Source organism: Aliifodinibius sp. S!AR15-10, assembly GCF_031569985.1.
Classification (GTDB): domain Bacteria; phylum Bacteroidota; class Rhodothermia; order Balneolales; family Balneolaceae; genus JAMQKA01.
Window position 1 is genome coordinate 1 of the sequence record NZ_JAMQKA010000044.1, and the last position, 15,770, is coordinate 15,770.

The following is a 15,770-nucleotide window of genomic DNA, read 5'->3' on the forward strand; positions in this document are numbered from 1 at the left end:
AAGCTGACGCTGGTCGGGAGTTAGTTCTATCGTTGGGGCAACATTCATGAGCGTTTAATTGAGGGTTGGAGGGAATATACGATGTCCCCAGCTAATAATTACTATAATTTTTGAAATTAAGTACTAGATAATCGACCATCACCAAAGCCTTCCCGCGATGATTTGTAAGACAAAGGCAGTACTTCTTAATCGGGACCCTCCCAAAGTATTACCGAAGATAACTAACTCGAAACACCATCCTCGTTAAGCTGTTTCAGTAGCTCAAAATACTGCTCAATAAGCCGTTGATAGTCCTCCGAGAAGTTCGTTTGGTTCGGGTCATTCAGCAGGTTACGCATTTTCTTTTGGAGCTCCTCAAGCGTCATGTCCGCTGGGACCGACCGCGGTGGATCTTCACTCGTGGTACCTTCACGTTCGTCTTTTTCACCACGCTCCTGCATCGCCTTCTCGGCATTTAGCATGCGGGAGAGAATATTTTCCTGGCGCTTCACCAGTTCCCCATCCGTTTGTCCGCCGCGCAGGTCGTTAATGGTTTTTTCCATCTCATCTGCCATGCGCTCCAGCTCACTTAGTAACTTGTCACCTGCTTCCAGTTCTCCGCTTTGCTGTAGTTTCTGTAACTGCTTTCGAATTTGATTTTGCTGCCTGGCCAGCTGATTCAGGCGGTCAATCTGGTCGCGGGAAAGCCGGTCGCCTTGGATATCATTGATCAGGTTTTGAATCTGTTGGTTGAGCTGTTGCTGACTACCCGACATATTTTGCAGCTGCTGCATAAACTGCTGCATGCTCATGCCGCCCCCCATACCATTCTGTTGCTGATTTTGGAGCTGATCCATCAGCGAGGCGACCATAGAGGAGAGTTCGTTGATTCCCCCGAATGCCTGTCGCTCAGCATAGGTAGACTGCGATTTATTTCGTTCTGCCAGCTGATCGACCGAACGCTGCAGGTTCTGTTCCACCTCTTTCTTTTTCACATTGATCTGGTTGGAAAACCCGGGTATCTGCGAGGATACCGCAAAAAGGGAGTCTGAAACCTGTGCAAACTGGCGACTGATATTCTGTTGCGTACGTGCTTTCTCAACGAACGCCTGACTGCGGTTGGCCAGGTTTTCTGTACTCTGGGTCAGGTCTTCCTGCTCCTCCGACAAGTTGACGAGGTTGTGCAGGATATTTTGCAGTGCCTCCATATTAACCTGCATGCGCTGCTGGTTAAACTGTTGTTTGGCCTCCCGCATTTTCTGGGAAAGTTGTTGAAATTGTTGTTGTATCTGTTGTTGCTGCTGCTGGTTTTGCTGGCGCTGCTGGCGCTGTTGTTGCTGTTGTTGACTATTTGGTGAGCCCTGCTGATTTTGTTCTTGCTGCTGCTTTCTCAGTTGTTCAATGTTTTCCTGCAATTGCTGTTGCACAGAGTCGATTTCCTTCTGACTTTGTTGCTGCAAATCATTGATCTTTTGCTTGGATTTTTCAGGAGCATTTTCATTCAGCTTCTCCATCTGCTCGGAAACCTTCTCTGTATCGTTTTGAATAGCCTCTTGCTGTTCTGCCTGTTCGGACGGTGAGGCCTCGCTTTTTGAAAGCTCTTCCTCCTTGTTGGCCAGGTCTTCAAGAGCTTTTGCCATCTTTTCCAGGTCACTGTTCATCTTCAGCGATTTAAAAAGCTCAATCGTGCGGTTGAGGCGCTCCTTGTATACCTCTTCATTAAACTCATAGTTTTCGAGCGTTTTTCTGAGCTGCTGTTGATTCAGGTTGCCAAGCGATTTCTGCAGTTCTTCCAGTGCTTTTTGTAGCTCGGGGTCATCAATCTCCTTCATCAGGTTTTGGAGCTCTTCATAGGCCTGACGCGTTTCTTCGGAGACCAAGTCATTCTTGCTCATCTCTTTGCGGATCTCCTCGAACTTTTGGTTCAGTTCCTTCACTTTTTTGTCGATCTCTTCCTGCTTTTCCTGAACTTGCTCCAGCATCTGCTTCTGCTGGTAGTTGGTCTCCGGGTTTTGCTGCAGATCCTGCTTGAACCTGTCATATTCTTTCTGCATCTCTTCAAATGACTGGGAGACATCCTCCAGGTTTTTTTGGACCTCTGACTCCTGCTGATCGATGGCCTCGATATTTTCTACCAGGGAGGGAAGGGTGATCGTGAGTTTTCGAGACTGTGACTGTTTATGGCCGTTGTATTCATCATTGTCGGTCACTTCCAGCCAAAATGTGACGACATCACGCGGCTTGGGGTTTAGCGACGGTACATCCCACTGGAAGATTTGCTCTAAATTCAGTTGAGGAACACCAATGTTAACGGTCCCGGTTTCCGGCTGCTGGGTGAACGCGCGTTGTAGCTCATAATGCAGTACGGCAGACGTTACCCCGAAATCATCACTGGTCCGGTAGCTGATATCAAGCGGTGTGGGGCTGCTCATCTTTACATTTTCGGTGGGATCCAGTAATTCAACAAAGGGATATTCATCTTGTACAGCGTCAATAATGAATGAAAAATCATTGCTGTTGCTCAGGCCGGAGGAGTCGTTCATCGTGAACCGGAGCGTATCCGCTGAGGAAACCGACCTGCTAAAGACAAAGGAGCGGCTGCCGGAATTATCGGGCTGAGTCGTGTCGTCGCTTGCTGCGGATATCATGTGAAGCTCATGCAGCGGTTTGTTAGAATGGCCAATTACCTTGATTTCCGAGCCCTGGTAGGCCTTTACCTGGGAAAAAGGATAGGTGAATTTCGTTGAGTCAAGCCGCGTGTAGGCCGGTGGAAATACTTCGACTGACAGGGATTCAAAGCGGGGACGAAGCTGAACATTTACACCGTACTGTTCACTGCTGAAATTGTCCATTCTTATATAATAGGAAGCGTTTGAGCTGAGCTGAATTGCTTCGGCAGTAAAAGTACTCTCTGACGTTTCCTGCAGCGGTCGAAACCGAAAGCTCTTTTCGACATCTGTTTTAATTCCCAGCAGGAGTTCATTCGGTACTGACCCATCAAAAGTGATGGAGGGCTGGAAAGTACCTCCCTGCTCAATAGTCGTATTCCCGGGAGCGACGCTAAAGGTGTAGGGATTGGGTTTCTGAAAATCATTCCAAAACCGGGCCGTTCGCAGTGACGCATCAGGATGGACGAGCGAAGAGACCAGAAGTACAACCAGTGAAAGCCCCACTGCACCTAATGTATGCCGAAAGAAGCGGATGTCGGGCAGATCTTTAATCTGACGGTCAATTTTTTGCTTCGTTGCGTCCCAAGAGAAGGATTCAATATTTTTTTGAAGGGCATATTCATACAGCTTCAGGTGAGAGTCCCGGCTTTTGAGCGAGAGATCGAGTGCGTGTTTTAGGGCCGGCTGCTGAATACCGTCGGAAATGCTGGCATAAAACTCCGAAAGGGAGAGCGATCGATCCCGCTTTCTCCACCACATAACGCCCACTCCCAATACCAGCAGGCCTAAACCCACCACGGTTTTGGTAGTGGATGAAAAATAGACCTGTTGTTCCAGCCAAATAAACAGTGCAATCCCAAAAATGAACACGGAAAAAGGCAGCAGCAGTCGGCTTATCCACCGTTTCCATTTCAGCTTGTTGTATCGGTGCTCAATCTGCTTAACAAGTTGGGCAGCCTTTTTTGAGGTCGGTTCGTTCATGTCAGGCTCATTTGTGCTTTAATGCAGAAATCTGTCCAAAAGGTTATGACTTGGTTTCATAAAAAACAACTATTTATCAACGGCCACTGAATATAATAACGACAGCGTTATGTTATTAATTTCCTGCCTGGTTCTAATTTTATTGATGCGGTGCGGTCCACTTAACGAGTAGGCTGCACCTTTAGAAGCACATAGTGTTTCTAGTCTGGTATTTCTAGGGCCAGGGCAGGTAGGGCATTGCAGAGAATCAAAATATGCTTTTTGCAAATGTAATTGCTTCTATCCCAATCGCCCCGCATTGAAAATACGGGGCTAAGTTCTTTCGTGTGTTAAAAACACACGTTGGATTTTGGATGCTCCTCATAACATCTATGAAATGACAATTAAAAGCATCTTTACTTTTAATTGAGGCCGTGCTTATCCAGTATAGCATCAAGCTCTTGTTCATAAGACATGTTGTTATGATGCTTCTTTTGCTGGTTGATATATCGAATCGTGGCCGGCACCATCGATTCATTCACACTAAATGCCCCATATCCCTTCTGCCATCTGAATTTAAAGTCTTTTGCTTCAAAGAAGTTCTTGTTTAACCAATTTGAGGACCCGCCTTTAATATGTTTAACCGCTTCACTTATTGGAACGGACGGTGGTATGACTACAAGTAAGTGTACATGATTTTGTGTACCATTCATGACTAACAATTTTAGATCATGTTTTTCTGCAATTTGCGTGATGTAGGCTGTCAATCTTTTCTCATAATCTGGATGAATGACAGGCTCTCGGTTTTTGGTACTAAAAACTAAATGAATATAAATTTTGGAAAATGTACTACCCATAAGACTCTCTTTTTTTGATTTACATTTACCTAATAGATAGGTTTGAAGCCAATTCCTTACAAAATAATTTGAAAAAAATAGGGTAGGTAAGAATTGATTATAAATTATTGAATGGTACTTGACCCAAAGTGCTTCTTATGAATAAAGAGCAATTATTTTACGTGTGCTTAAGCACACGTAGTGTTTATAGCCTGATGATTCCATCTTCAGGCGATTGATGAAGAGGCAGAGAAGTAAAATATGTCGTTTCCAATTATAATTGCCTCAATCTCATCGCCCCGCATTGAAAATACGGGATTACTCTGTTTCGTTTACTTAGAGTACACGTAGTGTTTCTAGCTTATAATGCCAGCCAGTCGACAGGATAGGACATTGAATACAGAACAGAACTCCTGCTCTCCCAGCCTGATGATTCCATTTCAGGTGACTGCGGGAGGATGACGATATACCTATGGCGAATTACCAGCGCTTATCCAGATCACCGAGCCTCAACCCCGTCTTGGGCCTGAATTTCCCGTCATCCTTCTCAATTTGAATCACCTCATGTTGGCTGTCATGCTCCATAAAGAAAAACCAACCCTCTGAGCTGGCACGGTTCAGGATATCCTCTTTCTCTTCCAATGTATTGATGGGGCGCATGTCGTAGCCCATAATCCAGGGCAGGGGGACGTGGGCGGCAGTAGGGAAGAGGTCAGCTGCAAATACATGTGTCCTGTTATCTGCCTTAATTACCGGAAGCTGCTGTCCGAGCGTATGCCCATTCACAATAAGCGTTGAAAGTCCCTCTTCAAAAAGATGTTGGTCCCCGACCAGGTTGAGACGGCCCGATTCCTTTATCGGCCCGATATTTTCTTCAAAAAAAGAGGCCGTTTCCCGGGCATTGGGGTTGTTGGCGGTCTTCCAGTGTGTTTCCGTAACATGATATTGTGCATTCGGAAAAGTGTGGCTCAGTTCCCCGCTTTTATCATAAAAGGTAGTCCCCCCGCAGTGATCAAAATGCAGGTGCGTGAATATGAGGTCGGTAATATCTTCAGGAGCAAATCCATGGTAGGAGAGGGAGTCCAGCAGGTTGCTGTGCTGGTGATCAACCTGGTAAATCTGCTCATACTTCTCGTTAAACTTGGTGCCGATTCCGTTGTCGACGAGATAGCACCTGCCGGTTTGTTCTGACTCAATCAACAGGCAGCGCATCGCCATGGGAATGCGGTTTTTGTTATCAGCCTCAATCTGCCGGTTCCACAATGTTTTGGGAACCACCCCGAACATGGCACCACCATCCAGTCGGAAGCGACCGGTTTCAATAGTGTAGAGCGAAAAGGGACCGATTTTTAGATGTGACAAAGCTAAATCCATAGGGTCCGAAATTGCGAATTAAAAATGAAAATTAGGGGTTAACTTGTAGTCAGTGAGACCACCAGAGGTGGATTGGAAGCGTTTCGCACCGGGGGTACGAAACAAGATGCAGTTGCTGTCCAATTGAATTTGACTGATAACAGTCGAAGAAGCAGTTTTCAACCTTCGATCCTAAAAGTTCTGTTGAACCGTTGAGACATCAAAGCGAATCTAGTTTCAACACCCAAATAATTCGACACTTCAACACCTAAACTCCTCAACAGCAAAAGACCTTCAACCAATACTACAGCTGTTTGAGAATCTTATTCAGGAAGAGTCTGATTTCCTTCAAGTCGCGTTTGACCTCAACCGGCAGTTCCACCTGCTCTTTCGGGTCGCCTTTTTCCTGTTCCAGCACCTGCTGGGCACCCTCCGTGCTGTACTTTTTTTCCTGGACCAGTTCTTTGATCCTGATCACCAAGTCGATGTCATCCTCCTTGTAGATCCTGTTGCCGGCTTTATTTTTTTGAGGATTAAGATCATTAAACACCGTCTCCCAATAACGCAACACATGTTGATCCACCGAAGTAATATCGCTCACTTCCCCAATCGAATAATAAAGTTTTTTCATAGGACCCTTAAAAATGTATCTTTACCGCTTGTGAATTAATAGCTAGGTTATATCTAACTTTTTGAAGGGTAACATTCAAGCATTTTGGCTAAACAAAATTCAAAAGAAACAGAGATCGAGATCAGTGTAGTGGTTCCTCTTTTCAATGAGGAACAATCGCTTGCTGAACTGCATGAGCGGATCACCTCTGAGATAGGTGAGAATTTCTCTCATGAAATTATTTTTATTGATGATGGCTCATCGGATGACTCCTGGGAGGTTATCGAAAAGCTGGCCTGTGAGCACAAGAATACCAACGGGATTCGGTTCCAGCGAAACTATGGTAAAAGTTCCGCCCTGCAGAGTGGGTTTGAACGGGCAAAGGGAAAATATATCGTTACGATGGATGCCGACCTGCAGGATGACCCCGCCGAAATTCCCGAAATGATAGAGATGCTCAAAAATGGGCATGACCTGGTGAGTGGATGGAAGAAAAAGCGACACGATCCACTCTCCAAGACCATTCCATCTAAATTTTTTAATAAAGTGACTTCCTGGGTAACCGGCATCGACCTTCATGATTTTAACTGTGGCCTCAAAGCCTACAAGCGCGAAGTGATTGAAAATATCCACCTCTATGGCGAGTTGCACCGGTATATCCCCCTGCTGGCCAAATGGGAGGGCTTTAAAAAGATCGGTGAAAAGGTGGTGCAGCACCATCCCCGGAAGTTTGGTGAGACCAAGTTTGGGTTTTCCCGGTTTATGCACGGTTTTCTGGACCTGGTGACCCTGGTTTTTATTAACAGCTACCTTCAGCGGCCGATGCATTTTTTCGGCACGCTCGGTTTTATCTTTCTGGTTATCGGCGGACTTATCAATGCCTACCTGGCGATCGCCAAGATATTTTTTGGGGAATATCTGTCCGGCCGCCCCTTGCTGCTGTTGGGCGTTATGCTGATGGTACTGGGAGCCCAGTTCTTTTCTATAGGATTTCTAGGTGAGCTTATCAATCGTAACAAGGGGGAGCCGAAAAAAACAAATGTTAAAGAAAAGATCGACAGCCATTAGCATATGAGCAAAATAGCGTATGACCCGGTCAAGGACCGGTTTGCAGCCATAATTCGTCGTTCATCCTTCCTGCGAACACTTTTCTATAAACTACTCGACCTTTTTTTTCTGAGAAGCTGGTACGTCCGGCGGGTGCTGCGAACCTATGCCACGCCGCTTGATGAGCTCCCGGAGTGGAAACTGTTGGATGCAGGCACAGGCTTTGGTCAGTATGATCGGTTTCTGCTGATGCAGTTTTCCAATATCAAAGTGAAGGGAATCGATGTAAAAGAGGATTATCTCTCAGATTGCCGCATTTATTTCCAGGATCAAATTGATCGGGGCAAAATTCAGTTCCAAAAGCAGGATCTACTGGAAATAGACTACGAAGGGGAGTTTGATTTTACTATCTGTATCGATGTGCTGGAGCATATTGAGGAGGATGAGAAAGTGATCGGTAACCTGGCAAAAGCACTCAAACCGAGCGGCTATTTTTTGATGCATTCTCCATCCCACTACTCGGAAAGCGACGCCGGGGATGAAGATACGTTTGTGGGAGAGCATGCCCGTGCAGGGTATTCAAAAGAGGATATCACCGAAAAAATAAAGAGAGCGGGCCTGCACCCGGTGGAAGTAAATTATACCTATGGAAAGCTCGGGCACTTTGCATGGATGCTGATCATCAAGTATCCCATGCTGCTGCTCAACAAGATTAACCTGCTTGCGCTCCCCCTGCTGGCGATCTACTACCTGCCTGTCCTCCCGATAGCACTCCTGCTGATGAAGCTCGACATGAATGGTGAAAATGAGTGGGGCACCGGCATTTATGCGCTGGCTCGTAAGCCGTAAGGATTATAGCGTTTTCTTTAAGTTTTTGATTTAATTAGGCTTAATTGGTCCAATTAAGCATTGGATATTTCGTCTATAGAGGCCTTTCTCATTTGTATTCTCTGGGGGATTGACTACACATCATTTTTAATGGGAGAGGTTATGAGACATTTCTATTCTAAAGCACCATGCCTATTGGTGCTCATTTTTTAGTATCTTCAACGCTATCCGTGCTAGCCCAATCAGATATCCAAAAATGCCAGTCCCTGGCGGACCTTCGTATCGAGGATACCAAACTGCTTTCCGCTACCGTAGTGCCTGCTTCAGGAGACCTACCGGAATATTGCCGCGTGCTGGGCTACGTGCGCCCGGCCATTAACTTCGAAATCCGTCTGCCTACTACCAGTTGGAATGGCAAGTTCTTTATGGCTGGTTGCGGTGCCTTCTGTGGGAAACTTGAAAGTAACAGCACACTTATCCCCATGGTAAAAACAGCATTTGGAGACAACTACAAACGGGTAAAAAAGCTCAAGAAAAAGTTTGATCACAAGAATCTATTTCGGGGTAGTCAGAATATTAAACCATAGTGAATGATGAAATCTCCCGAAACCTATCTCGCTTTATATTTTATTAATGAGAAAAAAATTACTACTATTAAAATTGTCCCTACCTAAATATATATAAAACAGGGGGATATCATGCCCTTATATATAGATATTCATATTTTTTCGGAAATCAGCATTGATGAGGTGAAAGAGGCCCATATTGCAGACTTGGCAGTTCAGGAGCGGTACAATGTTCAATATCACCAGTTTTGGGTGAACCAACATGCCGGCACGGTCTTCTGCCTGATAGAGGGGCCGGATGCCGAAGCCTGCGAACGGGTGCACCAGGAGGCGCATGGCAATATTGCCTGTAATATCGTGGAGGTGGAACCGGGGTTCTACAACCAGTTTATGGGGGAAAATCATCAGCTCGATAACGGGATAGTTCTAAACGAAGACGACAGTATGGACCTCGGATACAGATTTGTACTGGTTGTGGATATCAGGGGCAATACCAAGGCTATAAGCTCGCAAGATGTTCGTCAGCTTATACTGCCGGTTAAAGCCAAAAAATTGGTAAAAAATTTCATCCAACAATACCAGGGCAAAATGGTGAAGGTTGACACGACTGGTAATATTGTCGCCGTTTTTAAAGAATCCGGGAAGGCTATCTCATGCGCTGCACAATTGAAGAGAGAGCTTCAACAAGAACGCCGGAACTCGGAAGATCCAGAATGGAATATCCTTTTCAAGATGGGCATCAGTGGGGGACAGCCCCTGACGGAACATGAAGGTTTTTTTGAGGAAGTTATCAGGACCAGTCAGCGATTATGCCTGATTGCAGATTATGAAGAAATCCTGGTATCTGAATCGATTAAACAAATGGGTAAATTTGATGAAGATGACGGCATGGAGGGAGATTGCAGATTTGTAAACATCTCTGAAGAGAATTTTCTCAACTATCTCTTTGAAACCGTAGAAAACAACATCTCTGACAATCAATTTAACGTCACCGAACTGAGTCAGGCAATAGGGATAAGCCGACCGCAATTATATCGAAAGATTACCGCCATCGCCGGTCGTCCGCCCAGCAAATTTATCCGGGATTTGCGCATGCAGGAGGCGCTCAGATTAATTAAACAGAAGCAGTACAATGTTTCCGAGGTATCCCTGGAGGTAGGATATCAAAATCCGTCCTACTTTTCCAAGTGTTTCCATGACACGTACGGTATTTCGCCCTCCAAGATAGAGTCCTGATTGTACCTGATACCCGCTTCCAGACTGTCAGCTTCCCTGTTTTTTGAGAAGGTTTTGAATTACTCTTCGGACGGCTGGTTTTGCCGTCCGGTGAAGGCTTTGAGAGCTTTCAGATCCGTCTAACCACAAAAAGAGTGGATGACGGGGAGGGTTTTGCTAAGGCCTCCCTGAATCAATTTTGATGATATTTGAATGAAATGTGGTAGATAAGCCTGCCCACCGATACTACTTTTTTATTAGCTCATTGATACAAATTACGCTCGCTTAATAACGAGTGGTCAAGTGAGTAGTATTCTATTACGTTAACCCCTCCAAACACATAAAATTATGAATGCGATAGAAGCTTTACAGGGACAGGTAAAAGGGAGCGTGGTTTTGCCAGATGACGACCGTTACGATGAGGCCAGAACGATTTTTAACGCAATGATTGACAAACATCCCGGGGCCATCATCAAGTGTACCAGCGTGGATGACGTGATCAAGGCCGTAAACTATGCAAGTGAACATGACATCGAGGTTGCCATCCGCAGCGGCGGTCATAACGGGCCTGGTCTGGCCCTGGTTGATGAGGGTCTGGTCATCGATCTTTCGAGGATGAAGGATGTTTCGGTTGACCCCGATACCAAAACTGCTCGCGTGGAAGCTGGCTGCACATGGGGCGATGTCGATCAGGCTACACATGAATTTGGCCTGGCAACGCCCAGCGGTGTTATCTCCACAACCGGGGTGGGCGGGCTAACGCTCGGGGGTGGCCACGGCTACCTTTCCCGCAAGTATGGGCTGACTATTGACAACCTGCTCTCGGCTGATGTTGTATTGGCCGACGGTAGGCTGGTGCAGGCAAATGAGAATGATCATCCGGACCTCTTTTGGGCGTTACGCGGTGGTGGTGGCAATTTTGGAGTCGTCACAGCATTTGAATATCAGCTTCATCCCGTGGATAACGTGGTGGCCGGCCCCTTGTTCTGGCCGATCGAGGAGCTGGAATCGACCATGCGCTGGTACCGGGACTGGCTGCCCCAACAACCCGAGGACGTATATGCCTTCTACCTGGTGGCCGAGGTCCCAGCAGGCGACCCGTTCCCCGAACGGATCCACGGCGAAAATGTGTGTGGACTGCTATGGTGTTACACGGGGCCGGAAAGTGATATTGAGGATATCCTAAACCCGGCGCGCGATGTAGCCGAGCCGATATTCGAATTTGTTGGATCGATGCCCTATCCGGACCTGCAAAGTATGTTTGACGGGCTTTACGGGCCGGGCGACCAGTGGTATTGGAAGGGGGATTTTGTGAAAGAACTCACGGATGAAGCCATAGCTCAACACAAGCGGTTTGCTGACGTACCGACTATGAAATCAACCATGCATTTATACCCGGTTAACGGGGCCGTGCACAAGGTGGGAGAAGATGAAACGGCCTGGGCATACCGTGATGTCAACTGGTCGATGGTGATTGCCGGCGTGGATCCGGATCCCTCGAATAATGAAAAAATTTCTACTTGGGCCAGGCAGTACTGGGAGGCGCTGCACCCGCATTCCTCTGGTGGAGCTTACGTCAACTTCATGATGGAGGAGGGGGAAAAAAGGGTGAAAGCTACGTATCGTGGCAACTACGAGCGGCTGCAACAGGTGAAAGCCAAATACGACCCGGATAATTTCTTCCGCGTCAATCAAAACATAAAGCCACTAGTTAGCTGAGTTAAGAATGTGGTTTGAAAAGTTAGAAAAGTCAAAAGAGAGAAAATCCTGGGCAGGTGGCTCTGTTGACTTCTTGAAAGGAGCGAATGTGGGTGATGTTCCGTGAAACGCTCTATGCTCATATCATGATGCCTGCCGTTAAATGGATGGGTAATTAAATAAGATCCTGAAGAGGGTGTTGTTCCCTCTTCAGGAAAATCGTCGTAAAATACGGGGAATCATATCATGAGAAACCGCATCTATTCCTCTACATTTCTTGTATTATTGTTTGTCCTGTTCCTGGTCATTCCCGTCGGCCAAAGTGCGTTCGGACAAGACTGCACGAGCCTGGCAGACCTGCGTATCGAGGACACCAACCTACTCTCGGCCACTGTGGTACCAGCCTCTGAAGACCTACCGGAATATTGTCGCGTACTAGGCTATGTGCGCCCAGCCATCAACTTTGAAGTTCGTCTGCCAACCTCGCAATGGAACGGCAAGTTTTTTATGGCGGGATGTGGCGGATTCTGTGGTAAACTCGAAAGTAATAATTCGCGCATTAATGCCATGAACATAGGGCTAAAGCGCAACTACGCCGCCTCCACTACCGATGCCGGTCACTGGGGCGAAACGGTATTCGACGGGCGTTGGGGATTGCATAATAGGGTAGCTGAAATTGACTATGGCTATCGAGCTGTCCATGAGACAGCCCGAGTCACAAAAAATATTATAGAGTCATATTATGGTAACACTGCTAAATACTCCTACTTTATGGCTTGCTCAAACGGCGGGCGACAGGCCAACATGGAGGCGTGGCGTTACCCAGAAGATTTTGATGGCATAATCAGTGGATGTCCCGCCCTGAACCTCACTGAGTTATCGGTCTACACTACTTGGCTTGCTACAAAGAACAGGGGGCCTGATGGCAAGGATCTCATAACTCCGGCCGAGACCGAGTTAGCCAGGAAAGCGGTTTATGAGGCATGTGATGGTATTGATGGAATCGAGGACGGCCTGATCAGTGATCCGGGAAGCTGTACGTTCAATCCCGGAAGTTTGGCCTGTGAGCATCCTGATCAAGCGGATTGCCTTTCACAAGAACAGGTAGCAGCACTGCGAGCTTTTTATCAGGGACCTGAAAATTCATCTGGGGAGCGGTTATACCCTGGAGGCGTGCCGTTTGGCTCTGAGCCCTATTGGGAGCTCTGGATCACTGGTGAAACAGATGAGGTGAGTGATGGCCTCGCTTCAGCTATAAGTACAAATGGGTTGCGGTACCTTGTATTTGAGGAAGACCCGGGATCAACGTATCCAATTGAAGATTTTGATTTTGACCGAGACCCACCTCGCCTTGAGCATATGGGGAAAATCTTCAACGCAGACCATCCCAACCTCGAGGCTTTTAGAAAACATGGAGGAAAGATGCTGATGTGGCAGGCCTGGGCAGATGCAATCGTTCCTCCGCTAGGAACCATCGCCTATTATAATGCAGTTGAAAAAGAGGTCGGAAATCGACAAGCCACGCAGGATTTTCTTCGGTTGTATATGATTCCCGGCATGGATCACTGCGGTATTTTGGACGGACCGGGCATCATGGACGACGGTTTTGATCCTCTTACGGCGATGGAAAAATGGGTTGAGCAGGGTCAGCCCCCAGAACGTTTACTTACAACGAAAACCGATTCAACGGGAGCGGTCCAGTGGACGCGGCCGGTCTGCCCCTATCCGCAGCGTGCCGTCTATGATGGAGAAGGCGATGTCAACGAGGCTTCAAATTTTAAGTGTATAAATCCAAATCCCTAGTCCAGGAATCTGTTGGTCGTGGGGATTGGGTATGAGACAGGTAAACCGAATGAAGCAAATGGAGGATCCCAATGAAGACCTTTAATTGTACTGCTATTGTGATATTCTGTCTAATTCTGTTGTTTAGCTGTGCCCCAGACCCTGAACCCGGCTCGGAGGTGCACATTCGGGGCGCCACAGGGGCTGTAGACGATGATCGCTTAACACAGGCCGATGCTGATCCGGGCAATTGGCTCTCCTATGGCCGCAACTATGCAGAGGATCGCTATAGCATGCTAGATCAAATCACCAACGAAAATATTGATCAGCTGGGCCTGGCGTGGAGCTACGACACCGGTATGCGGGGCGGCGTGGAGACTACGCCCCTTGTCGTGGACGGCATCATGTATCTGACGGGTCCCTGGAGTATCGTCTACGCGCTCGATGCCCGGACCGGCGACGAACTCTGGACGTGGGATCCTGAGGTGCCCCGCCTGCACGGACTGAAGGCATGCTGTGATGTCGTGAACAGAGGCGCAGCGCTCTACAAGGGTAAGGTTTATGTCGGGACCTTTGACGGTCGGCTGGTTGCCCTCGATGCTGCGAACGGTGAACCCCTGTGGAGCGTTGCTACGTTTGACCCAAGTACCGACTACTCGATTACGGGGGCACCCAGGGCGGTAAAGGGAAATATCATTATCGGAAACGGGGGTGCGGAATTCGGAGTCCGTGGCTACGTGTCGGCGTATGATGCTGAAAACGGTGACCTTGTCTGGCGCACATACACCGTGCCCGGCAACCCGTCCGAGTCTTTCGAGTCCGAAGCGATGGAACAGGCGGCAGAGACATGGTCGGGCCAGTGGTGGGAGGCGGGGGGCGGCGGTACGGTGTGGGACGCAATGGCGTACGATCCAGAGCTTAACCTGCTATACGTCGGTACCGGCAACGGGTCGCCGTGGTCACGTAACCTGCGAAGTCCAGGCGGAGGCGACAACCTCTATTTGTCTTCGATCTTGGCGCTCAATCCCGACGACGGGCAAATTGTGTGGCACTACCAGACGACGCCCGGCGACCACTGGGATTTTACGGCCACGCAGCCGCTTATCTTGGCCGATCTCGAAATTGAAGACCAGCTCCGCAAGGTCATCATGCAGGCGCCAAAGAATGGTTTCTTCTTTGTCATTGACCGCGAAACCGGAGAGTTCATTTCCGCCGAGGCATACGTCCCGGTCACATGGGCCGACAGCGTGGATGGAAGCACGGGGCGCCCGGTCGAACGACCCGAAGCGGTCTACGGCACCGATCCAGTTGAAGTCCAGCCCGAACCATTTGGAGGACACAACTGGCAGCCGATGGCCTTTAACCACGAGACTGGATTTGTCTATGTGCCCGTTCACCAGCGGGCGTCTACCTTTTCTGATGATCCAAACTGGAATTATGAGCCGGGACAAATAAACACGGGAATTCGCATTCGTTGGGAAACGGGTGGCATTTCCCACGGTGCGCTCCTCGCCTGGGATCCGGTCGAGCAGCGAGAGGCTTGGCGGGTACCGCTCGCTCACCAGTGGAACGGCGGCGTGTTGACCACCGCGGCCGATCTAGTATTTCAAGGGGGCGGTGACGGACGATTCGTCGCCTACGATGCCCGAACGGGGGATGTAATGTGGGAAGTGTCCACCGGCCAAGGTATTATCGGATCGCCAGTCACATACCAGATCGATGGCGACCAATACATCACCATCGCAGCCGGATGGGGTGGAGCCCACGGACGCACCAACCCACCCGTAGGTGAGGCGGCACAGTACGAACAGTTCGGGCGGGTACTCACCTTTAAGCTGGGAGGCTCGGCTCCGATGCCGAAGCTCACACCCCGTCGGGAGAGTGTGTTTATCCCTGACATCGGTTTACCTTCCAGTCCTGATGTCATTTCTCGTGGCAAAAATCTATTCGAGATGAATTGCTTTATATGTCACGGCGGTGCCGGGGCCTCAGAGGGCGCAATGCCGAACCTTCAAAAGGCAAATCAAGCTACCCACGAGGCGTTCGAAGAGATTGTACTTGGTGGGCTCCGTGAAGCTAAGGGGATGCCATCGTTTGAAGGTCTACTAACGCCAGAAGAGGTGGCCTTCATCCAGGCCTATATAGTATCGGAAGCGAAGAAGACGAAAGAGGGAGCTACAGAATAGGCCAAGGATCAGTATGCACTACTTTTTATAACAAAATAGTC

11 protein-coding genes are annotated in these 15,770 nt (G+C 48.2%); 7 read left to right on the forward strand and 4 right to left on the reverse strand.

Going from position 1 to position 15,770, the window contains the following annotated elements:
• Window positions 1–221 precede the first annotated feature (221 nt).
• From NC796_RS20570 to NC796_RS20585, 4 genes are all read right to left on the reverse strand, one after another.
• Window positions 222–3,629 carry a DUF4175 family protein gene (locus NC796_RS20570; RefSeq protein ID WP_310687327.1) on the reverse strand — a complete coding sequence of 1,136 codons (3,408 nt, stop codon included), beginning with the start codon at window positions 3,627–3,629 and terminating at the stop codon, window positions 222–224.
• A gap of 401 nt (window positions 3,630–4,030) precedes the next feature.
• Window positions 4,031–4,465 carry an IS200/IS605 family transposase gene (gene tnpA / locus NC796_RS20575; protein WP_310687328.1) on the reverse strand — a complete coding sequence of 145 codons (435 nt, stop codon included), beginning with the start codon at window positions 4,463–4,465 and terminating at the stop codon, window positions 4,031–4,033.
• Between the two features lie 459 nt (window positions 4,466–4,924).
• Complete coding sequence (locus NC796_RS20580) at window positions 4,925–5,806, reverse strand: MBL fold metallo-hydrolase (RefSeq protein WP_310687329.1); 882 nt, start codon at window positions 5,804–5,806, stop codon at window positions 4,925–4,927.
• A gap of 295 nt (window positions 5,807–6,101) precedes the next feature.
• A complete protein-coding gene (locus NC796_RS20585) occupies window positions 6,102–6,428 on the reverse strand; it encodes a MerR family transcriptional regulator (protein ID WP_310687331.1) in 327 nt (108 codons plus the stop codon).
• An 84-nt stretch (window positions 6,429–6,512) separates the two neighbouring features.
• On the opposite strand from NC796_RS20585, the gene NC796_RS20590 reads away from it, so the two are divergent.
• From NC796_RS20590 to NC796_RS20620, 7 genes are all read left to right on the forward strand, one after another.
• On the forward strand, window positions 6,513–7,475 hold the full coding sequence (locus NC796_RS20590) for a glycosyltransferase family 2 protein (protein WP_310687332.1): 963 nt from the start codon (window positions 6,513–6,515) through the stop codon (window positions 7,473–7,475).
• Between the two features lie 3 nt (window positions 7,476–7,478).
• Window positions 7,479–8,303, forward strand: a complete 825-nt coding sequence (locus NC796_RS20595) for a methyltransferase domain-containing protein (protein ID WP_310687334.1) — start codon at window positions 7,479–7,481, stop codon at window positions 8,301–8,303.
• Between the two features lie 167 nt (window positions 8,304–8,470).
• Complete coding sequence (locus NC796_RS20600; protein WP_310687336.1) at window positions 8,471–8,869, forward strand: BBE domain-containing protein; 399 nt, start codon at window positions 8,471–8,473, stop codon at window positions 8,867–8,869.
• 111 nt (window positions 8,870–8,980) lie between these two features.
• Window positions 8,981–10,084 (forward strand): nickel-binding protein, encoded by a 1,104-nt coding sequence (locus NC796_RS20605; protein ID WP_310687338.1) that lies wholly within the window; start codon window positions 8,981–8,983, stop codon window positions 10,082–10,084.
• A 327-nt stretch (window positions 10,085–10,411) separates the two neighbouring features.
• The gene (locus tag NC796_RS20610; protein ID WP_310687339.1) at window positions 10,412–11,782 is read left to right on the forward strand and encodes an FAD-binding oxidoreductase; all 1,371 of its coding nucleotides are present in this window, start codon (window positions 10,412–10,414) and stop codon (window positions 11,780–11,782) included.
• A 225-nt stretch (window positions 11,783–12,007) separates the two neighbouring features.
• Complete coding sequence (locus NC796_RS20615; protein ID WP_310687340.1) at window positions 12,008–13,564, forward strand: tannase/feruloyl esterase family alpha/beta hydrolase; 1,557 nt, start codon at window positions 12,008–12,010, stop codon at window positions 13,562–13,564.
• 71 nt (window positions 13,565–13,635) lie between these two features.
• Window positions 13,636–15,729 (forward strand): PQQ-dependent dehydrogenase, methanol/ethanol family, encoded by a 2,094-nt coding sequence (locus NC796_RS20620; protein ID WP_310687341.1) that lies wholly within the window; start codon window positions 13,636–13,638, stop codon window positions 15,727–15,729.
• Window positions 15,730–15,770 lie beyond the last annotated feature (41 nt).

Bases quoted from the DNA above. Each gene is read 5' to 3' on its own strand.
- NC796_RS20570 (WP_310687327.1), bottom strand. From the start codon at position 3,629: ATGAACGAACCGACCTCAAAAAAGGCTGCCCAACTTGTTAAGCAGATT.
- tnpA (WP_310687328.1), bottom strand. From the start codon at position 4,465: ATGGGTAGTACATTTTCCAAAATTTATATTCATTTAGTTTTTAGTACC.
- NC796_RS20585 (WP_310687331.1), bottom strand. From the start codon at position 6,428: ATGAAAAAACTTTATTATTCGATTGGGGAAGTGAGCGATATTACTTCG.
- NC796_RS20595 (WP_310687334.1), top strand. From the start codon at position 7,479: ATGAGCAAAATAGCGTATGACCCGGTCAAGGACCGGTTTGCAGCCATA.
- NC796_RS20600 (WP_310687336.1), top strand. From the start codon at position 8,471: ATGCCTATTGGTGCTCATTTTTTAGTATCTTCAACGCTATCCGTGCTA.
- NC796_RS20605 (WP_310687338.1), top strand. From the start codon at position 8,981: ATGCCCTTATATATAGATATTCATATTTTTTCGGAAATCAGCATTGAT.
- NC796_RS20610 (WP_310687339.1), top strand. From the start codon at position 10,412: ATGAATGCGATAGAAGCTTTACAGGGACAGGTAAAAGGGAGCGTGGTT.
- NC796_RS20615 (WP_310687340.1), top strand. From the start codon at position 12,008: ATGAGAAACCGCATCTATTCCTCTACATTTCTTGTATTATTGTTTGTC.
- NC796_RS20620 (WP_310687341.1), top strand. From the start codon at position 13,636: ATGAAGACCTTTAATTGTACTGCTATTGTGATATTCTGTCTAATTCTG.